Origin of the sequence: Mycolicibacterium iranicum, assembly GCF_014190915.1 — a bacterium.
Taxonomy (GTDB): Bacteria; Actinomycetota; Actinomycetes; order Mycobacteriales; family Mycobacteriaceae; genus Mycobacterium; species Mycobacterium iranicum_B.
This window is the reverse complement of the sequence record NZ_JACHVU010000008.1, coordinates 241,953-266,766: the sequence shown is the minus strand read 5'-3', so window position 1 is coordinate 266,766 and position 24,814 is coordinate 241,953. Positions and strand designations below refer to the sequence as shown.

Here is a 24,814-nt window from a genome sequence, read left to right as displayed (position 1 = left end):
AGCTCCACTCCACGACGGGAGACCTTCACCATCAACGACCGCTACCGCGAGTCGTCACACTTCCTCAACCAACCTGCCTGGGCAGTACAGCTAGGCGGCCTGGCTGCCCAGGAACGCGACGATGCCCCGCACGACGGCGTCCGCGTAACGCTGGCGGCCCTCGGGCGTCTTCATCAGCGCGGAGTCCACCGGGCTCTTCATGTTGCCGAGCTCGACGAGGATCGACGGGTACTGCGCGAGGTTGAGGCCGGCGATGTCCGAGCGTGGGTTCAAGCCCGACGACCCGATGTAGGTCGCCGGCGGGATACCGGAACCGGCGAGCTGGTCACGCATCACCTTCGCGAACTGCACCGACGGACCCGCCTGTGCGGCGTTGAGCGGCGGCGCGGAGTACAGCACGTGGAATCCCCGCCCGGTGGGCGGACCGCCGTCGGCGTGGATGGAGACCACGGCGTTGGGCCGGATCGCGTTGGCCATCGCGGCCCGCTCGTCCACACAGGGGCCCAGGCCGGTGTCGTCGCCGCGCGACATCGCGGTCCGCACCCCCAGCGCGGTCAGCGCCTGGCGGATCCGCAGCGTGGTGTCCCACGTGAAGGTGTGCTCGGCGAAGCCGTCCTCGGTCGCGGTCCCGCTGGCCTGACAGTCCTTGGTGCCGCCGCGGCCGGTGGGCACCTGCCTGCTGATCGAGCCGTCGTTGGACCCGTTGTGGCCGGGGTCGAGGAAGACGATCTTGCCCGCGACCCCGGCGGGCGCGGCGTGTGCGGGGGCGGCAGGGGTGGCGGCGACGAGCAGTGCGGCGGCGACAGCGGCCCCGACACGCAGGCTGGCTGGCATGGGCACGGCGCCACCGTAGCCGCAGTGCGGACTAGGCTGGAAGCCAAATGTGCCGCTCGGTAGCGAGCGCAACCAAGTCGAGACCGACGCTTGACACTTCCGAATCCCACCCGACGAAATCCACCCGCGAAATCCACCCGATAAATCCCCCCGACGAAGAGGAACACCCATGCAGCCTGGCGGCCAACCCGACATGTCAGCCCTCCTCGCGCAGGCTCAGCAGGTGCAGCAGCAGCTGATGGAGGCCCAGGAAGCGCTGGCCAACGCCGAGGTGCACGGTCAGGCCGGTGGCGGGCTGGTCCAGGTCACGATGCGCGGCAGCGGCGAGGTGATCTCGGTGTCGATCGATCCCAAGGTCGTCGACCCGTCGGACGTGGAGACGCTGCAGGACCTCGTCGTCGGCGCGATCGGCGACGCCGCCAAGCAGGTCACGATCCTGGCGCACGACCGGCTGGGTCCGTTGGCCGGAGGTATGGGCGGCCAGGGTTTCCCGGGCCTGCCGGGGATGTGACTTTTTGTTCGAAGGACCAGTTCAGGATCTGATCGACGAGCTCGGCAAGCTGCCCGGGGTCGGACCGAAGAGCGCCCAGCGCATCGCGTTCCACCTGCTGTCGGTGGAGCCACCGGACATCGACCGGCTCACCGCGGTGCTCAACCGGGTCCGCGACGGCGTCACGTTCTGCGCCGTGTGCGGCAACGTCAGCGACGAGGAACGCTGCCGCATCTGCAGTGACCCGCGCCGCGACGCCTCCCTGGTGTGCGTGGTCGAGGAGCCGAAGGACGTGCAGGCCGTCGAGCGGACCCGCGAGTTCCGCGGCCGCTACCACGTGCTGGGTGGCGCACTCGACCCGCTGTCGGGCATCGGGCCCGACCAGCTCCGAATCCGCGAGTTGCTCACCAGGATCGGCGAACGCGTCGACGGCGTCGACGTCGCCGAGGTCATCATCGCGACCGACCCCAACACCGAGGGGGAGGCGACGGCGACCTATCTGGTGCGGATGCTGCGCGACATCCCGGGGCTCTCCGTCACGCGCATCGCATCCGGGCTGCCGATGGGCGGCGACCTGGAGTTCGCCGACGAGCTCACGCTGGGCCGGGCGCTGGCCGGCCGCCGCGCCATGGCCTGAGGCTGCTGGCCTGCGGCTGCGGCGCCGCTAGGACGCGTGCCGCGCTGTGGCGGCGGCGGGGTGCAGCTGCGCGGGAAGGCGGCGATAGCCGTTCAGGTTGACCGATCCGCGGCGCTGCACCGCTGCCCGCAGCTGCAGGTCGGGATAACGGGCGAACAGCTCTCGCAGCGCCGTGACGCCTTCGAAACGGGCCAGGGCGGCGCCGAGACAGACGTGGATACCGCTGGCGAACGCCAGGTGGTCGCGGGCATTGGTGCGGGTGATGTCGAACCGGTCGGGGCGGTCGAACACCTTCGGGTCGCGGTTGGCCCCGCCCAGCAGCATCACGACGACCTCGCCCTTGCCGACCCTGCGTCCCGCGATCTCCTTGTCGCAGTGGGCGGTGCGGGCGGTCATCTGGACCGGGCTGTCGAACCGCAGGATCTCCTCGACCGCCGACGGCCACAGGTCGGGGTCGTCGCGCAGCATCGCCAGCTGCTCGGGGTGGGCGAGCAGCGCCGCGACGCCGTTGCCGATGAGATTGACCGTGGTCTCCACACCCGCCCCGATCAGCAAGGCCGCGTTGGACAGCAACTCGCGCCCGGACAGGTCGCCGTCGAGGGCGAGCTTGCTGAATGGTGTGCCGTCGGTCCCGTGGTCGAGCAGACGCCGGAAATGTTCCGTCAGATAGGTGTCGACAGCGGCCAGGTCATCGATCGCGGCGCGAAACGGCGGCCATGCGATCCCGATGTCGAGCAGCGGTGCGGCCGTGTCACCCCAGCCGAGAATGCGGGCGCGGTCGTGCGCCGGGACCCCCAGCATCTCCGAGATCACCGCGGCGGGCAGCTGGGCGGCGTAGTCCCGGATCAGATCCACTTCGCCGGCCCGGTCCAGGCCGTGGAGCAATTCGGCGGTCAGGTCGGCGATGCGGGTCTCCAGCGCGGCGATGGATTTGGGCGCGAAACTGCGCGCCACCAGTCGCCGGTACTCGGTGTGCTGCGGAGGGTCGGTCATCAGCATCGAGGGCGGCTCGACGGGGTTGGGCAGCGCCGGGTCGAAGCGGCGCACGAAACCCAGCAGCGCGGCGGGCAGGCCGGTCTCGCTGGGGTCGGCGACCCCGAAGTCATTGTCGCGCAGCACAGCCCGGCACACCTCGTAGTCCGCGCTGGCCCACACGACGGGCGTGCGCACCAGCGGGCCCGCGTCACGGACCTGCTCGATCAACGCGAGCCGGTCGCCCCGCCCCAGCATGAGGCGGGCCAGCGGCTCGCCGCGGCGGGCACGCAGGGACAGGAACGCCCGAGGGACACCGTGCACCGTCGCCCAGCGCAGCCAGGTCTGACGTCGAGAAGTCATGCCTCGACGCTACGGAGGCCGGGCGGCCGCGGCGTCGTCCCGCGGTTCGATCTCGTCTCCTACCCTGGTAGGACACCGGATGCCTACCCGAGGCTGATGCCGAAGGGTTGCCCGCCCTCCTAAACTGGCGTGATGCTGGCCGCGGTGAAGCGCCGATTCCGGCTGTATCTGCGCCGCAAGCGCGAGATGATGCCGGGCGGTTTCTCCTGGCCGATCGTGGTGAGCATCGACGTCACGCTGATGGTCGTCTCGGCCGTGGCGCTGGTGCAGCGACCCGGTGAGCAATGGTGGATCGCCCTGATCGGACTGGTCGTCGCGTACTCGCCGTATGTGGTGTTCTTCGTCCTCGACACGTCGGTCACGACGGCATTCGAAGCCTTCGCACTGGGCGCGGCGTGGCTGATCGGCATCTCGATCTGGCTGTTCGGCATGTCCGCACCGATCGAGGGCGACTTCGCACCGGTGTTGCTCGGCCTGGTCACCGGCGTCATCGGGTCGATGACGACGATCCGCGGCGGAATGCTGGCCGCCGGTTCGGCCGCCGCGATCCTCGGCCTCGCCGTCTCCATGGGCCGGGTGGACACCCCCTGGCTGTACCTGAGCTTCATCGGGATCGGTTGGCTCGTCGGCTATCTGATGCGGATCCAGCAGCAGCTGCTGCTCGAGCAGCAGCAGGCGCAGCAGAAGCTCGCCGAGCACGCGGCGACCGACGAACGCCGACGCATCGCGCGCGAGGTCCACGACGTGATCGCCCACTCGCTGAGCGTCACTCTGCTGCACATCACGGGGGCGCGTCGCGGTCTGCAGCAGGACCGTGACATCGACGAGGCGGTGGAGGCGCTGGAGCAGGCCGAGAGGCTGGGCCGCCAGGCCATGGCCGACATCCGGCGCACGGTGGGGTTACTCGACGGCGCCGTCGGCAATGTCGCACCCGAGCCCGGAGTCGGCGACATCCCGACGCTCGTCGGCGATTTCGTCAGAGCCGGGCTGGCTGTCCGTTTCGATGCCCGCGGTCCCCAGGACGACATCTCGGCGGCGGCGGGACTTGCGCTGTACCGCATCGCCCAGGAGTCGCTGGCCAACATCGCCAAGCATGCGCCCGATGCCGACTCGGCGATGACGCTGGAGGTGACACCCGTGTCGGTGAATCTGACGGTGCGGAACCGGCTTCCGGTTGCGGTCGCGGCGAACCGCGTCGACGGCCGGGGCATGCAGGGGATGCGGCAACGCGTGGAACTCCTGGGCGGCACCCTCGCGGCGGGGCCCACCGACGACGCCTGGGTCGTGCATGCCACGATCCCGCTCGACGATGCGCCCTGCCCGCTGCGGAGTCGGGGCACATGGCCGACGAGCTGATCGCTGCGCTCCTGGTCGACGATCAGGAGCTCGTCCGCTCCGGTCTGCGCCGGATCCTGCGCCGCCGCGACGGTATCGCCGTGGTGGGGGAGTGCGCCGACGGCGACGAGGTCCCCGCCGCGGTCGCCGAACATCGGCCCGACGTGGTGGTGATGGACCTCAGGATGAAGCGGGTCAACGGCATCGATGCGACGCGGCGGCTCTGCGAAACCGGCGGGCCACCGGTGCTCGCGCTGACGACGTTCAGCGACGAGGAGCTGCTGTCGGGGGTGCTGCGCGCCGGCGCTGCAGGTTTCGTGCTCAAAGACTCACCGGCCGAGGAGCTGATCCGTGCCGTGCACGCGGTGGCCCGCGGAGACGGCTTTCTCGACCCGTCGATCACCGCGCGGGTGCTCGACACCTACCGCACCGCCGCCGAAGAGCCGGTGCCGCAGGCGATCGACGATCTGACGCCGCGGGAGCTCGATGTCCTGCGGTTGATGGCGAAAGGCCGGTCCAATGCCGAGATCGCCGAAGAGCTGGTCATCTCCGGGGTCACCGTGAAGAGCCACATCGGACGGATCTTCCTCAAGCTGCGGCTGCGCGACCGCGCCGCGGCGATCGTGTACGCCTACCGGAACGGGATCGTCGCCCCGCGCTGAGGACCCGTCACACCCGCCGCGGTGCGGCGAGGCGCTCCTTGCGCAGTCGCGCGACTTCCGGAAGATCCAGCGGCGCAAGCGGACCCACCACCTTCTCCAGCAGGTGGTCGGCCAGCTCGGGATTGCGGGCCAGGCAGCAGCCGTGCAGGTAGGTCGCGACGATGCCGTCCTGCACCGCGCCGTCGATGCCGTCGCCGGCGCGGTTGCCGGCGCCCTTCGTCACCGAGGCCAGCGGGCGCGCATCCGCGCCGAGAACCGTTCCGCCGCGGTGGTTCTCAAAGCCGGTCAGCGGTTCGGTCAGGCCGTCCACCAGCGGGGTGGCCGAGACTTCGCCGATCGTGCGCTCGGGTTGCGGCGACGTCGTCACGTCCAGGATGCCCACCCCGTCCACGCGCTCCCCGGCCGACGTCTCGTACCAGTGGCCGAGCACCTGGATCGCGGCGCAGATCGCCAGCACCGGCGCGCCCCGCGACACCGCCTGCTGCAGGCCCGGATAGCGGACGAGGTGTTTGGTGGCCAGGCGCTGCGCATAGTCCTCGGCGCCGCCGAGGGTATAGAGGTCGAGCTCGGCGGGAACCGGGTCGTCGAGCGTGATCTCCACGACCTCGGCGTCGAAACCCCTCAGCCGCAACCGTTGCCGCAGCACGAGAGCGTTGCCGCCGTCGCCGTAGGTTCCCATCACATCGGGCAGGACGAGCCCGATCCGTACCGTCGATTCACTCACTGCAGGCGCCTGTTCAGTTGCAGGAACGCGGTGTAGTTGGCCAGCACCTCGACGTGCCCGGGCGGACAGGACTTGATCGCCGCGATCGTGTCGTGCACCAGTGTGTGGTCGACGCCGGCATAGCCGAGCCGCACGGCCAGATCGGTGCCGCGCTCCCCGGCGGCCACCACCGCCACCGTCTCGAAGTGCTCGAACCGGACGTCCCACAGCCACGACAGGTCCTCGCCGTCGGGGACCTGACCGTTCACCGCGATCACCACCCCGGCCGCCTCGCGGTCGACCATCGACAGCGCCTCCTGCCACCCGGCCGGATTCTTCGCCAGCAGGATGCGCGCGGTGTGGTCGCCGACCACCACGGTCCGGTACCTGCCGGCGACTTCGTCGACCGCCGAGACCGCAGCGACCGCGGCCGCGGGGTCGGCGCCCAGCGTCACCGCCGCCGCGACGGCCTGCGTGGCGTTGCCGCGGTTCACCGTGCCCGGCAGCGTCAGCGACATGGGCAGCGACAGGCCGTCCGGCCCGTGAAGGTGGGTGTCGTCGAACCACCAGTCGGGGTCCGGGCGGGCGAAGTCGCACCCGGTCGACCGCCAGTGCGCGCCGTCGCGCACGATGACCTCACCGGAGCGGGGGCAGCTGACCGAGTCGCTGGCCCAGCCGCCGCCGGCGGCGACCCACACCACGTTGGGGCTGTCGTAGGCCGCCGAGGTCATCAGGACGTCGTCACAGTTGGCGACCACCACCGCCGACGGGTGGCGCGCCAGGCCGGCGCGCAGCGTGCGCTCGATGTGGTTGATCTCACCGACGCGGTCGAGCTGATCGCGCGACAGATTCAGCAGCACGATCACCGACGGCGACACGGCGTCGCTGACGTGCGGGACGTGCATCTCGTCGACCTCGAGCGCGGCCAGCGCCGCGTCCGGGGCGGCCGCGAGGGCGGCGACCAGCCCGGCGTCCATGTTGGCGCCCTCGGCGTTCGTCGCGACGGGGCCGATCGTGGCCAGCGCGGCGGCGGTCATCCGCGTGGTCGTGGACTTGCCGTTGGTGCCGGTGATGACCACCGTGCGGCGGTCTCTGCCGAGCTGGCCCAGGATGGACCGGTCCAGGGTCATCGCGACCAGGCCGCCGATCATCGCGCCGGCGCCACGGCCGGTGACCCGCGACGCCCAGCGCGCACCCGCACCGGCGGCGAGCGCGACCCGTCCGCGCACCGAGATCGCCCGGTCGCTGCGCGCCTGCCCTCTGACTGTGACCATCCACGGCAGTTTAGAAGAGCAGCCGACACGCGGTGAGATGGAGCAAGCCTTGTCAGGGGTGCGTGCCATTCTCGAACGGTGAGCTCAACCGCCGGAAGTCGCTGGGGTAGGCCGGCCGACCAGGTCGGCGCCGGCTGGGCCGTCGTGGACGTCGAGACCTCGGGATTCCGGCCCGGTCAGGCGCGCATCGTCAGCGTCGCGGCGCTCGCACTCAGCGACGACGGCAACGTCGAGAAGAGCCTCTACAGTCTGCTGAATCCCGGCGTCGATCCGGGCCCCACGCACGTGCACGGCCTCACCGCCGAGATGCTGGCCGGGCAGCCCACCTTCGGCGACGTGGTCGGCGACCTGTGCGAGGTGCTGCGCGGCCGCACCCTGGTCGCGCACAACGTCGGCTTCGACTACTCGTTCCTGGCCGCCGAGGCCGAACTCGTGCAGGCCGAACTGCCGGTGGACACCGTCATGTGCACCGTCGAGCTGGCGCGGCGCCTCGACCTCGGTCTGGAGAACCTGCGGCTGGAGACGCTCGCGGCCCACCACGGGGTCACCCAGATGAAGCCCCACGACGCCCTCGACGATGCGATGGTGCTCGCGCAGATCCTCAAGCCCGTCCTCGCCCGGGCCTACGAGCGCCGCAAGTGGCTGCCGGTGCACCCGGTGACCCGGCGCACGTGGCCCAACGGTCGCGTCACCCACGACGAATTGCGCCCGCTGAGGGCGACGGCCGCCCGCATGCCATGCCCGTACGCCAACCCCGGCCGCTTCGTCGCCGGCCGACCCCTGGTCCAGGGCATGCGGGTCGCGCTGGCCGCCGAGGTCGGCCACACCCACGAGGAACTCGTCGAGCGCATCCTGCACGCCGGGCTGGCGTTCACCGACGCGGTGGACCCCCACACGTCACTGGTGGTCTGCGACGTCGAGTCGCCCGAACAGGGCAAGGGATATCAGGCCGGGGAGCTCGGCGTCCCGATGGTCACAGCGCACGACTTCATGCTCAGCCTGGAATCCGTGATCGGCGGCTGTGAGGTCGAGGCGTTCACCGAGCAGTCCCCGGCCGGAGATCAGTTCACCCTGTTCTGAGCGTTTCGGCTCGCCCGGACGGTGCCCCTAGACGGTGCCCTGGCGCGCCGCCCGGTTCACCGCCGACACCACCGCGCGCAGCGACGCCGTGGTGATCGAGGTGGCGATGCCGACACCCCACACCGTCGTGCCCCCGATCTCGGCTTCGACGTAGGCCGCCGCCTGAGCTTCCTCGCCGGCCGACATCGCGTGCTCGCTGTAGTCCAGGACGTTGACGTTGAACCCGATCGCGCCGACCGCGTCGACGAATGCGGCCAACGGACCGTTGCCGGCGCCGACGATCTCGCGCTCTTCGCCGTTGATCTTCACCACGGCGGTGATGGTGTCGGTGCCACCGTCGACCTCCGCCGCGTCCACCTTCTGCCTGATCCGCTCCAGCGGGCTGATCGGGGCCAGGTACTCCTCGTAGAAGGCGTCCCACATCTCCTTGGGCGACACCTCCCCGCCCTCGCCGTCGGTGATTCTCTGGATAGCCTGGCTGAACTCGATCTGCAACCGGCGCGGCAGGGCCAGGCCGTGGTCGGCCTTCATGATGTAGGCGACGCCGCCCTTGCCGGACTGCGAGTTCACCCGGATGACGGCCTCGTAGGTACGACCGACGTCCTTCGGGTCGATGGGCAGGTAGGGAACCTGCCACAGCATGTCGTCGACGTCCGAATCCTGTTCGTCGGCAGCGACTTTCATCGCGTCCAGACCCTTGTTGATGGCGTCCTGGTGGCTGCCCGAGAACGCGGTGTAGACCAGATCCCCGCCGTAGGGGTGCCTTTCGTGCACTCCGAGCTGGTTGCAGTACTCGACCGTGCGCCGGATCTCGTCGATGTTCGAGAAGTCGATCTGCGGGTCGACACCGCGGGAGAACAGGTTCATTCCCAGGGTGACCAAGCAGACGTTGCCGGTGCGCTCGCCGTTGCCGAACAGGCAGCCCTCGATGCGGTCAGCGCCGGCGGCGTAGCCCAATTCAGCTGCGGCGACCGCGGTTCCGCGGTCGTTGTGCGGGTGCAGGCTCAGGATGATCGAATCCCGGGGGGACAGGTGGCGGTTCATCCACTCGATCGAGTCGGCGTACACGTTCGGGGTGGCCATCTCGACGGTGGCGGGCAGGTTGACGATCAGCGGCCACTCGGGGGTCGGCGCCACGACGTCGGCGACGGCGTTGCAGACATCGACCGCGTACTCCAGTTCGGTGCCGGTGTAGGACTCCGGCGAGTACTCGAACCGCCACAGCGTGTCCGGGTACTTCTTCGCTTCCTCGACGCACATGCGTGCCCCGTCGGTGGCGATCTTCTTGACGGCCTCGCGGTCTGCGCGGAAGACGACGCGCCGCTGCAGGATCGACGTCGAGTTGTAGAAGTGCACGATCGCCCGCGGTGCGCCCTGGCAGACCAGGAAGGTGCGCTCGATCAGCTCGGGCCGGCACTGAGTCAGCACCTGGATGGTCACGTCGTCAGGGATCGCGCCCTGCTCGATGATCTCGCGGACGAAGTCGAAATCGGTCTGGGACGCCGACGGGAAGCCGACCTCGATCTCCTTGTAGCCCATCCGCACCAGCAGGTCGAACATGCGGCGCTTGCGCTGCGGGCTCATCGGGTCGATCAACGCCTGATTGCCGTCGCGCAGGTCCACCGCGCACCACATGGGTGCGGTGGAGATGACCTTCTCGGGCCAGGTGCGGTCGGGCAGCCGGATGGGCTCAACTTCGGCGGCGAAGCTGCGGTAGCGGGCCACCGGCATCTGCGAGCCGCGCTGGGTGTTCCAGGAGGGCTGGCCGGGATGGGGTGTGCCTGCAGGGGTGCTGATGGCGCGTACCGAGCTGAACGCGTCGGTGGAAGGGTTGAAATTCTCAGTCATGGGGGTGCTCCGGGTTATCGAGGGGATTCAGACCGGCGCATCGCGAAACACCCGCGACGGGAAGCCAGTCTGGATCAGACCCCGTCGCGGCGTCCGAGAAGGAGCACCCGCTGCACGTCGCTACTGTACCAAGCCTGGTTCTGGTGCCCAAACGCAGCGAAACGCCGCGGTGAGCGGGTTTCCGCATCGGTAGAAGCCCGCTGTGGGGAGCCGGCGTTACCGTGTGGGTCATGTGCACACGGGTCGTCTATCTGGGCACCGGCGAGCGGATCGTGACAGGGCGGTCCATGGATTGGAAGGTCGAGATCGGCACCAACCTGTGGGCCCTGCCGCGCGGGGTCAGCCGTACCGGCCAGGCCGGTCCGGATTCGGTGCAGTGGACGTCGAGATACGGCAGCGTCGTGGCCACCGGTTACGACATCTCGACCACCGACGGCGTGAACGAGGCCGGTCTGGCCGCCAATCTGCTCTGGTTGGCCGAGTCCGAGTATCCGGCCAATACCGGCGACCGTCCCGCGCTGGCGATATCGCTGTGGGCGCAGTACGTCCTCGACAACTTCGCGACGGTGGACGAGGCGGTCGCCGCCCTGACCGCCACACCCCTGCGTGTCGTGACCGCCGAGGTGCCGGGACAGGAGCGCATGGCGACGGTGCACCTGGCGCTGTCAGACGCCTCGGGTGACAGCGCGATCGTGGAGTACATCGCCGGTGAGCAGGTCATCCACCACGGTCGCCGGTACCAGGTGATGACGAATTCGCCGGTCTTCGACAAACAGCTCGCGATCACCGAGTACTGGAAGGAGATCGGCGGCACCGTCATGCTGCCCGGCACGAACCGCGCGGCCGATCGTTTCGTGCGGGCGTCGTTCTACATCGACGCGGTGCCCAAGACCGCCGATCCATTGGTCGCGGTCGCGGCGGTGTTCAGTGTCGTGCGCAACGCCTCCACGCCGTACGGCATCGCGACTTCGGACGAGCCGAATATCTCCACCACCCGCTGGCGCACCGTGGTGGACCACACCGCGCTTCGGTACTTCTTCGAATCGGCGTTGTCGCCCAACACGTTCTGGGTTGATCTGAACAAGCTCGACCTCGGGGACGGGGCGCCGACCCTGCGACTGCCTCTGGGTGACGGAGAGAAGACGATCTACGCCGGAGATGCCGCGGGCAGTTTCCAGGTCGCGGAGCCGTTCGAATTCCTGGGGTTGTCCTAGCCGGCGTCACGCCTGCGACCCAGCCGCGCCGCGAGCGTGGGCAGCCCGTCACCGGAGAGCTCGGCAAGTGCCGCGTGGCGTCCGGCCATCGCCATCATCAGGGCCTCACCCGGTCCGGTGACCTCGGCGCCGCGACCGCGAGCCCACTGAATGTCGTTGGCGCGCAACCGCAGTCCTCGGATACGCGCCGGGACCCCCAGCCGGGGATTGCGTGCCGTCAGCTGCAGGACCCGGCGCAGGCGCTCCTCGGGGATCGTGCGGGGGAGTCCGAGGGGCCGTCGAATGTCCTGCTGATGGATCATGCCGTCGACGAGGGCGATCATGCCGCCGAACGCGGCTGTCAGCCCGTGAGGCTGCTGATGAGCGCGCAGGAATTCGAGCAGTTGGGCGGGGGTCAGGGTCGAATACTCCTCGACGCCCACCTGATTCGCGTTCACCACCCGCCCGCGGACGAACCGCCGTGCCAGGCCGACGGTTCCGAGTTCCTCGTAGCTGATGACATGTGCAACAACATCTTTGACCGACCACTTCGGGCACAGCGTCGGCGCGTCCCACTGCCCCGGCGTGAGCGTGGCCAGGAACCGGGTGAACTCAGCGCGCTCGGCGCGCGCCATCTCGATCTGGGAGGTCATCGCGCGTCGGAGCTGGGCCGTGTGAGGAGCTCTCCGAAGCGACGGAGGTAGAGCGGCCAGCCCGCGTCGCCACCCACGCCGTCGGCGACCGACTGCCACCCGTCGCCGTGCCGGTCGAGATGCCGATGCTCCAGTTCGACACGTGTACGTGAATCACCCTCGGCGACGAAGCGCACCTCGACCTCGCTGGTCCTGCCGGGTTCGGACTCCACCTGCCACGTCGGTCCGATGTCCCAGCTGAAGACCACCCGTGTGGGCGGTTCGTAGACGAGCACACGCGCCCACGCGCAGCGGGTGCCGTCCTCGCCGACGTCGTAGATGTGACCGCCGACCCGCGGCTCGAAGACCGTGTCCGCGATCGGCACGGCCATCAGGTTGTGCTCGCGGGGTTTGAAGTCTCCGAACCGGGTGGTGAACACCGTGAACGCCCGTTCGACGGATGCGGCGACCACGATCTGCTGATGCACGGGCTCGGTCATGGGTCACTCCTGTTCCTGTTGTTCGACGATCGTCTTGAAGCCGGCGAGGGCCTGGGACCAGAAGCGGTCGAGGTCGGCGCGCAACGCGGCGATGCCGCGTGGGTCGAGCTGATAGACGCGGCGGGCGCCGTGGGCGCGATCGCACACCAGTCCGGCGGCTTTGAGGACTTTCAGATGCTGGGACACCGCGGGCCGACTCACCGGGAGGCCGGCCGCGAGCTCGCCCACGGCGCACGGCCCGGCCGCGAGTCGTTCGACGATGGCCCGCCGGGTGCCGTCGGCGATGGCGTGCCAGGGGTCAGCGAGAGGGTAAGTGTCCACTAACGGTAAGTATAAACTTACGGATCGATGCGCACCACTATCTCTTCCAGGGGCAGCCGGTGGCGTGGCCGCTGGTCCCGTTCGGCGATCTCCGGCGCCACCTCCGCGTAGCTGGCGAGCCGGCCCACGGCGATCATGACCAGCGGGCGCAGCGCATCGCCGAGAGCGAAGGCGGCGGTGGCGCCGGCGACGTCGAACCCGGCCATCGGGTGGGCGATAAGGCCCCGCGAGACGGCCTCGATGATCAGGCTGTCCATGGCCGCCCCGGCGTCCACGGCGGAGTAGAGGCTGGTCCGTTCGTCCTCACCCTCGTCGGCGGACAGGAGTATCAGGGCGCCGGCGGAGGTGGCGTAGCTGTTGCCTCGCCGCAGCAGTCCGGCGAGATCGTCGAAGACGGCACCGCCACGTCGTCCGACGACGAACCGCACGGGTTGGCGCTGTCCCCAGGTCGGCGCCCAGCGGGCCGCCTCCAGCAGCGCCGTCAGCTCGTCCTCGGTGACCTCGGCGGCGGGGTCGAACGCCCGCGGGCTCCAGCGCGCGGCGATGGGCGGGTGGATCGGCACCGAGGTGTCGGCCACCCGGTCAGACGGGTCCGCGGGCATGTGGTGCACGTTACCGACGTCACCGGAGGGAAAAACCACGTGCGCGCAGCCCTTATCCTTGTTCGGGATCTCCCCAGACCGGAAAGGCTGTCCAGTGGCGCTCGTCGTACAGAAGTACGGCGGATCCTCGGTGTCCGACGCCGAGCGCATCCGCCGTGTGGCCGAGCGCATCGTCGAGACCAAGAAGGCGGGCAACGACGTCGTCGTGGTCGTCTCGGCGATGGGCGACACCACCGACGAACTCCTGGACCTGGCCAAGCAGGTGTCGCCCGCGCCGCCCGCCCGTGAGCTCGACATGTTGCTCACCGCAGGTGAGCGGATCTCCAACGCGCTGGTGGCCATGGCCATCGAGTCGCTCGGCGCGCAGGCCCGGTCGTTCACCGGCTCGCAGGCCGGGGTCGTCACGACGGGGACCCACGGCAACGCCAAGATCATCGATGTCACCCCGACCCGGCTGCGCTCGGCGCTCGACGAGGGCCAGATCGTGCTGGTCGCCGGCTTTCAGGGTGTCAGCCAGGACACCAAGGACGTCACGACCCTGGGCCGCGGCGGCTCCGACACCACGGCCGTCGCCGTGGCGGCGGCGCTCAAGGCGGACGTCTGCGAGATCTACACCGACGTCGACGGCATCTTCACTGCCGACCCGCGGATCGTGCCGAACGCGCAGCGGCTCGACACCGTCTCCTTCGAGGAGATGCTGGAGATGGCCGCGGCCGGCGCGAAGGTGCTGATGCTGCGCTGCGTCGAGTACGCCCGCCGCTACGACCTCCCCATCCATGTCCGGTCGTCGTACACCGACAGGCCCGGCACCATCGTCAAAGGATCGATCGAGGACATCCCTATGGAAGATGCCATCCTGACCGGAGTCGCCCACGACCGCGGCGAGGCGAAGGTGACCGTCGTCGGACTGCCCGACGTCCCCGGCTATGCCGCCCAGGTGTTCCGGGCCTGCGCGGACGCCGACGTCAACATCGACATGGTGCTGCAGAACATCTCGAAGGTGGAGGACGGCAAGACCGACATCACCTTCACGTGTTCGCGCGAGAGCGGCCCGGGCGCCGTCGAGAAGCTGACCTCGCTGCAGGACGAGATCGGTTTCACCCGTGTGCTCTACGACGACCACATCGGCAAGGTGTCGCTGATCGGCGCCGGCATGCGTTCGCATCCCGGGGTGACGGCGACGTTCTGCGAGGCGCTGGCCAACGCGGGCATCAACATCGACCTGATCTCGACTTCGGAGATCCGGATCTCGGTGCTCATCAAGGACACCGAGGTCGACCGCGCGGTGTCGGCGCTGCACGAGGCGTTCGGCCTCGGCGGTGACGAGGAAGCGGTCGTGTACGCGGGAACAGGGCGATGACCGGGCGAGCGAAGCGACGGGAAAAAGGGACCGGGCGAGCGGAGCGACGGGGAAAAGTGACCGGGCGAGCGAAGCGACGGGGTGTTTCATGGTGAGGATCGGTGTCGTCGGCGCGACCGGCCAGGTCGGTCAGGTGATGCGAACTCTGTTGGCCGAGCGTGACTTCCCCGCCGGCGAGGTGCGGTTCTTCGCGTCGGCCCGCTCGGCGGGCAAGAAGCTCGAGTTCCGCGGGCAGGAGATCGAGGTCGAGGATTCCGAGACCGCCGACCCGTCCGGTCTGGACATCGCGTTGTTCTCGGCCGGCGCGACGATGTCGCGCGTGCAGGCGCCCCGGTTCGCCGCTGCGGGTGCGGTGGTCGTCGACAACTCGTCGGCGTGGCGCAAGGATCCCGAGGTCCCGTTGATCGTCTCCGAGGTCAACTTCGACCGCGATGCGGGCAACCGTCCCAAGGGCATCATCGCCAACCCCAACTGCACCACGATGGCGGCGATGCCGGTGCTCAAGCCGCTGCACGAGGAGGCCGGCCTGGTCCGGATGATCGCCTCGACGTATCAGGCGGTCTCGGGCAGCGGACTGGCCGGTGTCGACGAATTGTTCGGGCAGGCGAGTGCTGTCGTCGAGAAGAGTCAGGCGCTGGTGCACGACGGCCGCGCGGTCGACTTCCCGGCCCCCGTCAAGTACGTCGCACCGATCGCGTTCAACGTGGTGCCGCTGGCCGGGTCGCTGGTCGACGACGGTTCCGGCGAGACCGACGAGGACCAGAAGCTGCGCAACGAGAGTCGCAAGATTCTCGGCATTCCCGACCTCGCCGTCTCGGGCACCTGCGTACGGGTGCCCGTCTACACGGGCCATTCGTTGTCGCTGAATGTGGAGTTCGCACAACCGCTGTCGGCGCAGCGCGCCACCGAGATCCTCGGATCCGCTCCGGGCGTCACGCTGGTCGACGTCCCCACACCGCTGGCCGCCGCGGGTGTCGACGATTCGCTGGTCGGCCGCATTCGGCAGGACCCGGGGGTTCCCGACGGCCGGGGGCTGGCACTGTTCGTCTCGGGTGACAACCTGCGAAAGGGCGCTGCGCTGAACACGATTCAGATCGCCGAGTTGCTGGCCGCCCAGCTCTAGGCCGTTGCGCCGACACTGCACACCCCGCGGGCTGCTCGCCGGGATGTGTGCGCTGACCGTTGTCGTCTCGACGACGCCGGCTCACGCCACGCCGGTCGTGTTGCCGCCCCTCATGCCGGGCCAGGTGCTGCGGCTGGCCGCCGCAGCCGGAACGGGCACGGCGACCGCCGACTACGGCATCGGTGCGACGGACCTCTGTGAGTTCATGGAGTTCCCGAGCGGGATCCTGCAGGTGTGTGGCGACAGTTTCGCCGGGCAGGCCGTCGGGTTCGGCGGCTGGTATTCGCCGATCGCGCTGCACGTGGTGGGGGACTCCCTCGACGACGCGGGAGGTGTGCGCTACGACGGCGTCACGGGTGTCGACACCCCGCTGCTGGCCGACCCCGCGGCGCCGGGGGAGTCCCAACTGCCCGCGGGCATCATCGAGATCAACCGCGAGAACTGGATGCTGGTCACGACGACCCGTGAACTGCGCCCGCAGACCTCTCGGCTGGTGAAAGCGGTTGCGGGGCAGGGGGAATGGGAGACCGTTCCGGGATCCGAACGGGAAGCCGGGTATGCGGGCGGCAGGCAGACGCAGATCAGCGGCTACTACGACCCGATCCCGGACGGGGAGTCGCCGCGCGGCTGGGTGTACATCGTGGCGAACAACTTCGACCGCAGTGGGCCGGCGGTGCTCTACCGGGCCACCCCGCAGTCGTTCACCGACCGCGCGGCGTGGCAGGGCTGGACCGGCAGCGGATGGGACGGGGAGCCGGCACCTCTGTGGCCCGACCGGGTCGGCGAGATGAGCGTGCGCCAGATCGACGGGATGACGATGCTGTCGTACTTCAATGCCACGACAGGGAACATGGAGATCCGGGTCGCCCGGGACCCGACGCAGCTGGGCACGGCGCCGATGACCACGGTCGTCGTCGCCGCGCCCTGGCCGGAGCCCGCGGAGGACCTGCCCCCACCCCACGACAACCGGCTGGCTCAACCGTACGGCGGGTACATCTCGCCGGGTTCGACACCGGATGCGGTGCGCATCTTCGTCAGTCAGTGGAACACCATGCCCCGGGGCGGCACGCCGTACCGCGTCATCCAGTACGCGGTAAACCCCGTCAAGCCCTGGTGAGGGACGGGTCTGCGTCGCCCGGCCGGGTGGTCCCGGGTAACTCGCCCGGGCGATAGCCGGGCAACCGTGCTGCCGGGACGATGGCGATCGCGCTGACGCCGGCGAGGATCAGCAGCCCCAGTTTCAGCGCGCGCAGGCGGGCGTCGGTGTTCACCTGGACTGCGGCGTCGACTTCGGCATCAGAGGCGTCGGTGCCTGCTAGCACCTCCCGCAGCCGGTCGTTGCTCACGAAGTTGACCTGGTCGAGATCGACTTGCGCCACCAGTCGGTCGGGGATGTCGACGTTGTTCGCCACGGCCTGGCCGACGTTGAGCGACAGAATGCCCACCAGCAGTGCGCCGGCCACTGCGGTGCCGATCGCCGAGGCGAGGTTCTGGGTGGTCCCGCGAATGGAACCCACATCCCCGGCGAGGTCCTTCGGTGCCGCGGTCACCAGCACGTTGAACACAAGCGTCACGAGCGCGCCCTGCCCGATACCGAACGCGATAAGTCCCGCGATCGTCGGGAGGGTCTCCCAGTTGTTTGTGACGACGAAGGCGAGCCAGAGCAGCGCCACGGTGGTCAGGGAGAACGAGAACACGCCGATGACCCGCGGGGTGAACCGCTGATAGAACCGGACAACGAGCGTGGCGGTGATGAACACAGTGAGGTTGAACGGCATCATCGCCAACGAGGTGTCGAACGGTGTGCGGCCCTGAACGATTTGAATGTAGAGCGGCACAGTGAAATTGAGTGCGGCCTCCATGCTGACGACGATGAACATCGCGTAGACGGCGGCGCGCTCCCGTCCCGAGCCCAGTACCGACAGACTGACCAGGGGTTGCCGTCCGGCCCGGGTTCGGCTACGCGTCCACACGAAGAAGAACTGCCCGAAGACGATCCCGACAACCACCAGCAGCGGTGCGGGCGACACCCCCATCAGATCGAAGGGGGCCTCCGGAGTGGCGGTGAAGACGCCCCACCCGTTGAGATTGTTGAAGCCCAGTGTCAGCAGCACCACGGCCAAGCCGATGAGGACCGCGGCGATGACGTCGATCTGCACGGTCGTATCACGCGGTGCCGACCGCAGCCGGAAGCTGAACGCCAGCACCGCAAGTGCCAGTGCCAGGACGATGAGGAAGACCGGCCGCCACCCGACGAACGTGCCGAGTGTCCCGCCGATCAGGAAGGCGCTGACGCCCGAGAGCGCCCGCGCCGAACCGAGAGAACCGACCGCCGTAGCCTGTTGCGCACCTTCGTAGTTGGCGGCGATGAGTGCGACCAGCGACGGGACGATGATCGCTGCGGAGGCGCCGGCGATGGCCTGCGCGGCGATCACCCATCCCACCGAGGGGGAGAGCACCATCATCAGAGCCGATCCGGCGAACGCGGCGACGACGGCGCGGAAGACCACGACCCACCCGATGCGCTGGCCGAGCTTGGCGCCCACCATGACCAGTGCCGCGACCACCAGTCCGTAGGTCACGATGGCGGTGCTGACCGCAGTCGGTGGTACGCCGAAGTCCTCGACCATGCCGCCGATGGATACGGGCAGGGCCGAGACGTTGAACGACATCAGCATCTGGGCCAGGAACAGGCCGACCATCGGCAGCCAGGAAGTCCGCATAGTGGTGTCAGTGCTCATGGTGGGTCCCCCTGTTGGCGGCCAGGGTGTGCGCCTGGGACGCAAAGATGTTCAAACCGAGGACGCGGGACAGGTAAGCGGTCGCCCGCTGCCCCCGCACACTGTTGCCCGCGGGATCCAGTGGCGGGGAGAACGTGCCGATTCCCGCCTTGCCCGGAGCGATGGTGACGAGGCCGCCTGCGACGCCCGACTTGCCGGGCAGGCCGATCTCGAAGAGCCATTCGCCGGAACGCTCGTAGGCTCCGGTCGCGGCGAGCACCGCCAGGGTGTCGCGGCAGACGCCGGCGGACACCACACGTCGGCCCGTCACCGGGTTGACCCCGCCGTCGGCCAGCGTCGCGCCCATCACCGCCAGGTCCGCGGCCGTCACCAAAAGCGAACACTGCCGGGTGTAGACGTCGACGACGGCGAGGGGATCGAGGGCGATGCGCCCGTAGCTCTCCAGCAGGCGCGCGATCGCCCTGTTGCGCTGATTGGTCTGGCTTTCGGAAAGGAAGACCTCCTCGTCCACCTGCAGAGCGTGACCCGCGAATGCCGACAGACCCGCATGGATGAACTGCCACTGCTCGTCGGGATCGCGTCCGGGAACGAGCGCGGTCGCGGCCATGGCGCCGGCATTGACCATGGGGTTCATCGGGTGCCCGTTGTTGAGCTCCACGGCGATGACCGAATTGAACGGTAGGCCCGTGTTGTTCACACCGATGCGTTCGCGCACCGCGGCGTGGCCGAGCTGCTCGCAGACGAGCGCGTAGACGAAGGCCTTGGAGATCGACTGGATCGAGAACGCGACGTCGACGTCGCCGGAGGAGTGCACGGTGCCGTCGACCTCGGCCACCGAGACCGCGAACCAGTCCGGGTCCGCCTGTGCCAGCACCGGAATGTAATCGGCGACCCGGCCCTCGGTGTCGCCTCTGCAGCGCCGATGGGCCGCCTCGACCAGCGACTCCACCTCCGACCATTGGGGCAGGTTTCCGGTGGTCACCGACTGGGCGACACCGTCTACGGTTACGTCCATCGCGTCCCCTCCCGCCTGGTCCCATTCAAACGGACAACGGTTGCCGTGTCGATGGAATGCTCATAGCTCATTCACAGCCCGCACCTAACGGGTGCTGGGGAAAGCGGCGAAGGATCGGCGCCATGAACGACGCCACCCCCGAACGTGCCGATCACTCCGAACCCGAGACCGGCCCGGTCCTGACCCCGCCCTCGGCCTCCGCCGCGGCGCCGCCCGCCGCGCCGGCGACCGTGGCGGCCCCAGGGCCGACCGCGTATCCGCCACCGCAGCCGCAGCAGCCGCGGCTCACCAGGATCGCTGCGCTCGTGGGCATCGTCGCCGGCTCGGTGTTCACCGTCGCGGTCATCTTCGGCACCGGGTTCTTCGTCGGCAAGAACGTCGGCGACGACGGCTCCCGCCACCCGCACCGCGGCCCGGTGATGGTGCACTCGGGGCCCGCGATGATGCCGATGGGGCCGCCGGTCGGCTTCGAACGCGGACCCGGTTTCCCCGGCCCGTTCGGGCCCGGCGGGCCGATGATCGACACACCGCGCCCGCCGGCCGCCCCGGCGGCGCCGCAGCGCCCCTGAAAACGTTCGTAATCAGGATGTTGTGACCGGCTTTCGGGTAGACAGGCCTTCGGAGACGACGGCCCAGCCCAGAAGCCGCGCATCCTCGAGGAGAGACGATGACCGAGAACTACGCGACGAACGACGCCGGTGCGCCGATCCCCAGCGTGGAGCATTCCCTGACTGTGGGGTCCGACGGCCCGATCCTGCTTCAGGACCACTATCTGCTGGAGCAGATGGCGAACTTCAACCGCGAGCGGATCCCCGAGCGCCAGCCCCATGCCAAGGGCGGTGGTGCATTCGGACAGTTTGAGGTCACCCATGACGTCAGCGCGTTCACCAAGGCGGCGTTCCTGCAGCCTGGCGCCACGACGGAGATGGTCGCGCGGTTCTCGACGGTGGCCGGGGAGCGGGGCAGCCCGGACACGTGGCGCGACCCCCGCGGGTTCGCGCTGAAGTTCTATACGTCCGAGGGCAACTTCGACATGGTCGGGAACAACACCCCGGTGTTCTTCTTGCGCGACCCCATGAAGTTCCAGAACTTCATCCGCAGCCAGAAGCGCATGCAGGCCAACAACCTGCGCGACCACCACATGCAGTGGGATTTCTGGACGCTGTCACCGGAATCGGCCCACCAGGTCACGTGGTTGATGGGCGACCGCGGTATCCCCAAGACCTGGCGGCACATGAACGGTTACTCCAGCCACACCTACAGCTGGCTCAACGCTGCCGACGAGCTGTTCTGGGTGAAGTACCACTTCAAGACCGACCAGGGCATCGATTTCCTCACCCAGGAAGACGCCGACCGGCTCGCCGGCGAGGACGGGGATTACCACCAGCGCGACCTGTTCACCTCGATCGAGGACGGCAACTTCCCGAGCTGGACACTGCACGTACAGATCATGCCGTTCGAGGACGCAAAGACTTACCGCTACAACCCTTTCGACCTCACCAAGGTGTGGCCGCACGCCGACTACCCGCTGCACGAGGTCGGCAAGATGACGCTGAACCGCAACGTCGTCGACTATCACGCGCAGATGGAGCAGGCCGCGTTCGAACCGAACAACGTCGTGCCCGGCACCGGACTGAGCCCCGACAAAATGCTTCTGGCGCGCGGGTTCTCGTACGCCGACGCCCACCGGCATCGCCTCGGTGTGAACTACAAGCAGATCCCCGTCAACGAGCCGCACGTCGAGGTCCGCGCCTACTCCAAGGACGGCCCGATGCGGATCCACAACGTCACCGACCCCGTCTACGCACCGAACTCTATGGGCGGTCCCCAGGCCGATCCGCGGCGCGCGTCGGAGGTGCGATGGGCCTCCGACGGCGACATGGTGCGCGCGGCGTCCGCGCTGCGCGCCGACGATGACGACTGGGGTCAGGCAGGCACCCTGGTGCGTGAGGTCCTCAACGACGAGCAACGGGACCGGTTGGCCCACAACATCATCGGCCATGTGTCCGACGGTGTGAAGGAGCCGGTGCTGTCGCGGGTGTTCGAGTACTGGCGCAACGTCGATCCGGACCTCGGCAAGAAGGTCGAGGAGGGCGTCCGCAACGGCGACGGCTAGCGGCCGGCCGGGCTCTGGCCCGGGTACGGCAGCAGCGCCATCTCGCGGGCGTTCTTGATCGCCGTGGTCACCTGCCGCTGCTGTTGTACCGTCAACCCGGTCACCGCGCGCGAACGGATCTTTCCGCGTTCGGAGAGGAACTGGCGCAGCGTCGTGGTGTCTTTGTAGTCGACCTGCTCGATGCCCAGGCTGTTCAACAGATTACGGCGCTTCTTCGTCGGTGCGGCCTCGCGCCGCGTGGCCTTCACCAGCTCGACTTCCGCACGCCGGGTAGCTGTCCCTCGTGGGCGAGTTCGCGCATCCGCACCCGCGAGAGGCCGAACTTGCGCAGATGCCCTCGGGGGCGCCCGTCGGTCGAATCGCGGTTGCGCACGCGCACCGGGCTGGCATCGCGGGGTTGGCGATTCAGCTCCGACTGAGCGGCGAACCGGGCCTCGGGCGTGGTCGACGGCGACTTGATGATCGCCTTGAGTTCGGCCCTGCGCACGGCGTACCGGGCGACGATCTCGCGGCGTTTCTCGTTCTGGGCGATCTTGGATTTCTTGGCCATCAGCGCTCCTCGCGGAAGTCGACGTGACGTCGCAGCACGGGGTCGTACTTGCGCAGCACGATCCGGTCGGGGTCGTTGCGCCGATTTTTGCGGGTGATGTACGTGAACCCGGTTCCTGCTGTGGAGCGCAGTTTCACCAGCGGACGAATCTCGTTGCGGGCCATCAGTTGTTGTCCTTCCTGTTGTTCACAACCGTCCTTCGCGGCGGAGGCGGGCCACCACCGACTCGATGCCGTCGCGGTCGATCACCTTGATGCCTTTCGCGCTGACGCGCAGCGTGATCCGGCGCCCCTCGGACGGCAGGTAGTAGGTCTTGCGCTGGATGTTCGGGTCCCAGCGGCGGCGGGTGCGGCGGTGCGAATGCGACACCGAGTTGCCGAAGCCGGGCTTGCGCCCGGTCACCTGGCAGTGCGCGGACACGGCACTCCTCTCGAAGCGTTCACTATTGAAAATCATTTTCGACAAGCTGTCGCCAAGACTGTAGCGTCAACGTCCAGTTATTGAAAATCATTCCCAATAGAGGAGGGTTGATGCGGACACCCGTCGTGGTCGTGACCGGCCAACGCGAGACCGAGGGCATCGCCGGCGCGCTGCTCGACAGCCCGGGAACGGCTGTGGTCGAGCACCATTTCGACGGTCATGTCGTGCACCGCACGACCGCGCTGATGCAGCGCGACGTCACGGTGAAGGCCGATGCGGTTCTGGAGCTGACCAACTGCTGTGTGTCCTGCACGGTGCGCAACGACCTGCTCCACCACCTGCGGCTGCTGCACCGCCGCCCCGACGTCGAACGCATCGTCGTCAGGCTCGGCCCCTGGATGGAGCCCGAACCGGTCTGTTTCGCGATCCTGCACTCGCCGGCCGCCCGCGATGTCGCGCTGTCCGCCGTCGTCACCGCGGTCGACAGCGGCGCGTGGCTGTCCCAGGCGCTCGGCGAGGACGAACTCGACGACGGTCGCACGATGGCCCAGGCAGTTGTCGGTCAGGTCGAGTTCGCCGACGTCGTCGTCCTCGACCAACCGCATCCCGAGACGCTGGCAGTCGCCCGCAGGCTCGCGCCCAGGGCGCGTGTCACCGTCGGCACCACACGGATCGAGCTCGCACTGGCCCACCTGGAGACAGATGCCCGCCGCGGGCGCTCCGACGATCCCCACGGATCGCTGCTGGCGGGTCAGCCACCTCTGGAGGCGGCCGGCCAGATCCGCCTGATCGAGTTCCAGGCACGCCGCCCGTTCCATCCCGGACGGTTGCACGCCGCGGTCGACCTGCTGCTGGACGGAGTGGTGCGCAGCCGGGGCCGGCTCTGGCTGGCGAACCGTCCCGACACCGCGATGTGGTTGGAGTCCGCCGGCGGGGGCCTGCGGGTCACCCAGGCCGGAAAATGGTTGGCCGCGATGGGAACTCGTGAGTTCGCCTACGTGAGTCCCGAACGTCGCGCGATGGCCGACCTGCTCTGGGACCCCCGCCACGGTGACCGGCACACCTCGATGGCCGTCCTGGTGTGCGGCGCCGACCCCGCCGAGGTCCTGGCGGGGTTGCAGGGGGCGGTCCTGACCGACGCGGAGATGGCCCGTCCACAGGAGTGGCGGCGCTTCGACGATCCGTTCGGCGACTGGCATGCCGACGAAGCGCGGCTGGCATGATCGGGTGAATGACCGACGACGACGTCTACCCGACCGAGTCCCGTGGGAGAAGAGCCGGCCGTGGCGGCCGCCTGAGCACGACGCGCCGATGTCACGCTGATCGCCAACGCGTGACCGTGACGTCGCTGACCGCGGCCGCCGTGTGCGCCGCCCTGTCGCTGCCCCTCGCGACCCCGGCATCGGCCCGCCCGTCCGAACCGGGGGTCGTCAATTACGCCGTGCTCAACAAGGGTTCGGTCGGCAACATCGTGGGTGCGCGCATGGGTTTCGAGTCGACGTTCGCCGCCCCATTCCAGGCCTTCACCGTCGACAACCCGGTCTGCAACAACTGGGCCGACATCGGGCTGCCCGAGGTGTACCGCGATCCCGACCTCGCCGCGTTCAGCGGTGCCGTCGCCCAGGAATCGGCGACGGACATGACGCACTTCGTCAAACAGGCCGTCGGGGTGTTCGCCAGTGCCGATGCCGCCGGGCGGGCCTTCTCCCGGATCGTCGACCGCACCGCCGGGTGCAGCGGCCAGACCACGGCCATGCACCTGGACAATTTCTCCACCCAGGTGTGGTCGTTCTCCGGCGGGCCGCCGTCGCCCACCGAGGCGGACTGGGTGAAGCAGGAGGCCGGCACGGACCGCCGCTGCTTCGTCACCACACGGCTGCGGGAGAACGTGCTGCTGCAGGCCAAGGTGTGCCAATCCGGCAACGGCGCGCCGGCCGTCGACGTTCTGGCCGGCGCGATGCAGAACACCCTCGGCCAATAGGCACGTCACCGACAAGTCACAGAGTAAAACCCGCGACATTGTCGGTCGGCTCTGGAAGATGG

28 protein-coding genes are annotated in these 24,814 nt (G+C 68.9%); 13 read left to right on the top strand and 15 right to left on the bottom strand.

Annotated features, from left to right (window positions below):
* Nucleotides 1–90: 90 nt before the first annotated feature.
* Complete coding sequence (locus FHR72_RS18550; RefSeq protein ID WP_183470817.1) at nucleotides 91–834, bottom strand: Rv3717 family N-acetylmuramoyl-L-alanine amidase; 744 nt, start codon at nucleotides 832–834, stop codon at nucleotides 91–93.
* Nucleotides 835–1,003: 169 nt separating this feature from the next.
* On the opposite strand from FHR72_RS18550, the gene FHR72_RS18545 reads away from it, so the two are divergent.
* On the top strand, nucleotides 1,004–1,345 hold the full coding sequence (locus FHR72_RS18545) for a YbaB/EbfC family nucleoid-associated protein (RefSeq protein ID WP_183470747.1): 342 nt from the start codon (nucleotides 1,004–1,006) through the stop codon (nucleotides 1,343–1,345).
* A gap of 4 nt (nucleotides 1,346–1,349) precedes the next feature.
* The gene (recR, locus tag FHR72_RS18540) at nucleotides 1,350–1,961 is read left to right on the top strand and encodes a recombination mediator RecR (RefSeq protein WP_183470745.1); all 612 of its coding nucleotides are present in this window, start codon (nucleotides 1,350–1,352) and stop codon (nucleotides 1,959–1,961) included.
* Between the two features lie 27 nt (nucleotides 1,962–1,988).
* Here the strand turns inward: recR and FHR72_RS18535 are convergent, their stop codons facing one another.
* Nucleotides 1,989–3,296, bottom strand: a complete 1,308-nt coding sequence (locus FHR72_RS18535) for a cytochrome P450 (RefSeq protein WP_183470737.1) — start codon at nucleotides 3,294–3,296, stop codon at nucleotides 1,989–1,991.
* Nucleotides 3,297–3,428: 132 nt separating this feature from the next.
* Between FHR72_RS18535 and FHR72_RS18530 the strand changes: the two genes are divergently transcribed.
* Both FHR72_RS18530 and FHR72_RS18525 read left to right on the top strand, forming a co-directional pair.
* A complete protein-coding gene (locus FHR72_RS18530; protein WP_260156091.1) occupies nucleotides 3,429–4,652 on the top strand; it encodes a sensor histidine kinase in 1,224 nt (407 codons plus the stop codon).
* Nucleotides 4,637–5,293 carry a response regulator transcription factor gene (locus tag FHR72_RS18525; RefSeq protein WP_183470735.1) on the top strand — a complete coding sequence of 219 codons (657 nt, stop codon included), beginning with the start codon at nucleotides 4,637–4,639 and terminating at the stop codon, nucleotides 5,291–5,293. Before FHR72_RS18530 ends, FHR72_RS18525 begins: the two co-directional genes overlap by 16 nt.
* Before the next feature lie 7 nt (nucleotides 5,294–5,300).
* On the opposite strand, the gene FHR72_RS18520 is transcribed toward FHR72_RS18525, so the two are convergent.
* Both FHR72_RS18520 and FHR72_RS18515 read right to left on the bottom strand, forming a co-directional pair.
* Entirely contained in the window at nucleotides 5,301–6,017 is a 717-nt protein-coding gene (locus FHR72_RS18520) for a type 1 glutamine amidotransferase (RefSeq protein ID WP_183470733.1), read from the bottom strand.
* Complete coding sequence (locus FHR72_RS18515) at nucleotides 6,014–7,270, bottom strand: Mur ligase family protein (RefSeq protein WP_183470731.1); 1,257 nt, start codon at nucleotides 7,268–7,270, stop codon at nucleotides 6,014–6,016. The genes FHR72_RS18520 and FHR72_RS18515 overlap by 4 nt, the downstream gene beginning before the upstream one ends.
* Before the next feature lie 78 nt (nucleotides 7,271–7,348).
* Here FHR72_RS18515 and FHR72_RS18510 point away from each other — a divergent pair, with 78 nt between their 5' ends.
* On the top strand, nucleotides 7,349–8,350 hold the full coding sequence (locus tag FHR72_RS18510) for a DEDDh family exonuclease (RefSeq protein ID WP_183470729.1): 1,002 nt from the start codon (nucleotides 7,349–7,351) through the stop codon (nucleotides 8,348–8,350).
* Between the two features lie 27 nt (nucleotides 8,351–8,377).
* On the opposite strand, the gene leuA is transcribed toward FHR72_RS18510, so the two are convergent.
* Complete coding sequence (leuA, locus tag FHR72_RS18505; protein WP_183470727.1) at nucleotides 8,378–10,198, bottom strand: 2-isopropylmalate synthase; 1,821 nt, start codon at nucleotides 10,196–10,198, stop codon at nucleotides 8,378–8,380.
* A gap of 230 nt (nucleotides 10,199–10,428) precedes the next feature.
* On the opposite strand from leuA, the gene FHR72_RS18500 reads away from it, so the two are divergent.
* Nucleotides 10,429–11,412: a bile salt hydrolase gene (locus FHR72_RS18500; RefSeq protein ID WP_183470725.1), complete on the top strand. Its 984-nt coding sequence runs from the start codon at nucleotides 10,429–10,431 to the stop codon at nucleotides 11,410–11,412.
* On the opposite strand, the gene FHR72_RS18495 is transcribed toward FHR72_RS18500, so the two are convergent.
* From FHR72_RS18495 to FHR72_RS18480, 4 genes are read right to left on the bottom strand one after another with little or no spacing between them, the layout of a single operon-like run.
* Complete coding sequence (locus tag FHR72_RS18495) at nucleotides 11,409–12,044, bottom strand: maleylpyruvate isomerase family mycothiol-dependent enzyme (RefSeq protein ID WP_183470723.1); 636 nt, start codon at nucleotides 12,042–12,044, stop codon at nucleotides 11,409–11,411. The two genes, FHR72_RS18500 and FHR72_RS18495, sit on opposite strands and share 4 nt — an antisense overlap.
* Nucleotides 12,041–12,523 (bottom strand): SRPBCC family protein, encoded by a 483-nt coding sequence (locus FHR72_RS18490; RefSeq protein WP_183470721.1) that lies wholly within the window; start codon nucleotides 12,521–12,523, stop codon nucleotides 12,041–12,043. Before FHR72_RS18490 ends, FHR72_RS18495 begins: the two co-directional genes overlap by 4 nt.
* A 3-nt stretch (nucleotides 12,524–12,526) precedes the next feature.
* Nucleotides 12,527–12,844, bottom strand: coding sequence for an ArsR/SmtB family transcription factor (locus tag FHR72_RS18485; RefSeq protein WP_183470719.1), 318 nt, complete (start codon nucleotides 12,842–12,844; stop codon nucleotides 12,527–12,529).
* A gap of 17 nt (nucleotides 12,845–12,861) precedes the next feature.
* On the bottom strand, nucleotides 12,862–13,446 hold the full coding sequence (locus tag FHR72_RS18480; protein ID WP_183470717.1) for a nitroreductase family protein: 585 nt from the start codon (nucleotides 13,444–13,446) through the stop codon (nucleotides 12,862–12,864).
* A 94-nt stretch (nucleotides 13,447–13,540) separates the two neighbouring features.
* Here FHR72_RS18480 and FHR72_RS18475 point away from each other — a divergent pair, with 94 nt between their 5' ends.
* From FHR72_RS18475 to FHR72_RS18465, 3 genes are all read left to right on the top strand, one after another.
* Entirely contained in the window at nucleotides 13,541–14,806 is a 1,266-nt protein-coding gene (locus FHR72_RS18475; protein WP_183470715.1) for an aspartate kinase, read from the top strand.
* Between the two features lie 88 nt (nucleotides 14,807–14,894).
* Nucleotides 14,895–15,929, top strand: coding sequence for an aspartate-semialdehyde dehydrogenase (locus FHR72_RS18470; RefSeq protein ID WP_183470713.1), 1,035 nt, complete (start codon nucleotides 14,895–14,897; stop codon nucleotides 15,927–15,929).
* A gap of 43 nt (nucleotides 15,930–15,972) precedes the next feature.
* Complete coding sequence (locus FHR72_RS18465) at nucleotides 15,973–17,046, top strand: DUF4185 domain-containing protein (RefSeq protein WP_183470711.1); 1,074 nt, start codon at nucleotides 15,973–15,975, stop codon at nucleotides 17,044–17,046.
* Here FHR72_RS18465 and FHR72_RS18460 read toward each other — a convergent pair.
* Nucleotides 17,033–18,670, bottom strand: coding sequence for an MFS transporter (locus FHR72_RS18460; RefSeq protein ID WP_221193837.1), 1,638 nt, complete (start codon nucleotides 18,668–18,670; stop codon nucleotides 17,033–17,035). The two genes, FHR72_RS18465 and FHR72_RS18460, sit on opposite strands and share 14 nt — an antisense overlap.
* Nucleotides 18,660–19,685, bottom strand: coding sequence for a glutaminase A (gene glsA, locus FHR72_RS18455; RefSeq protein ID WP_183470709.1), 1,026 nt, complete (start codon nucleotides 19,683–19,685; stop codon nucleotides 18,660–18,662). The genes FHR72_RS18460 and glsA overlap by 11 nt, the downstream gene beginning before the upstream one ends.
* A 122-nt stretch (nucleotides 19,686–19,807) precedes the next feature.
* On the opposite strand from glsA, the gene FHR72_RS18450 reads away from it, so the two are divergent.
* Nucleotides 19,808–20,254 (top strand): hypothetical protein, encoded by a 447-nt coding sequence (locus tag FHR72_RS18450; protein ID WP_183470707.1) that lies wholly within the window; start codon nucleotides 19,808–19,810, stop codon nucleotides 20,252–20,254.
* A gap of 98 nt (nucleotides 20,255–20,352) precedes the next feature.
* Entirely contained in the window at nucleotides 20,353–21,801 is a 1,449-nt protein-coding gene (locus FHR72_RS18445) for a catalase (protein ID WP_183470705.1), read from the top strand.
* On the opposite strand, the gene rpsR is transcribed toward FHR72_RS18445, so the two are convergent.
* The 4 genes from rpsR to rpmB are packed head-to-tail and all read right to left on the bottom strand — an operon-like array spanning nucleotide 21,798 to nucleotide 22,771.
* A complete protein-coding gene (gene rpsR / locus FHR72_RS18440) occupies nucleotides 21,798–22,049 on the bottom strand; it encodes a 30S ribosomal protein S18 (protein ID WP_183470703.1) in 252 nt (83 codons plus the stop codon). The two genes, FHR72_RS18445 and rpsR, sit on opposite strands and share 4 nt — an antisense overlap.
* The gene (gene rpsN / locus FHR72_RS18435) at nucleotides 22,046–22,351 is read right to left on the bottom strand and encodes a 30S ribosomal protein S14 (protein ID WP_183470701.1); all 306 of its coding nucleotides are present in this window, start codon (nucleotides 22,349–22,351) and stop codon (nucleotides 22,046–22,048) included. Before rpsN ends, rpsR begins: the two co-directional genes overlap by 4 nt.
* Nucleotides 22,351–22,515, bottom strand: a complete 165-nt coding sequence (rpmG, locus tag FHR72_RS18430; protein WP_183470699.1) for a 50S ribosomal protein L33 — start codon at nucleotides 22,513–22,515, stop codon at nucleotides 22,351–22,353. Before rpmG ends, rpsN begins: the two co-directional genes overlap by 1 nt.
* Nucleotides 22,516–22,537: 22 nt before the next feature.
* Entirely contained in the window at nucleotides 22,538–22,771 is a 234-nt protein-coding gene (rpmB, locus tag FHR72_RS18425) for a 50S ribosomal protein L28 (protein WP_183470811.1), read from the bottom strand.
* 110 nt (nucleotides 22,772–22,881) lie between these two features.
* On the opposite strand from rpmB, the gene mrf reads away from it, so the two are divergent.
* Nucleotides 22,882–23,994 carry a ribosome hibernation factor-recruiting GTPase MRF gene (gene mrf / locus FHR72_RS18420; protein WP_183470697.1) on the top strand — a complete coding sequence of 371 codons (1,113 nt, stop codon included), beginning with the start codon at nucleotides 22,882–22,884 and terminating at the stop codon, nucleotides 23,992–23,994.
* Between the two features lie 116 nt (nucleotides 23,995–24,110).
* Nucleotides 24,111–24,752: a sensor domain-containing protein gene (locus FHR72_RS18415; protein WP_396888479.1), complete on the top strand. Its 642-nt coding sequence runs from the start codon at nucleotides 24,111–24,113 to the stop codon at nucleotides 24,750–24,752.
* Nucleotides 24,753–24,814 lie beyond the last annotated feature (62 nt).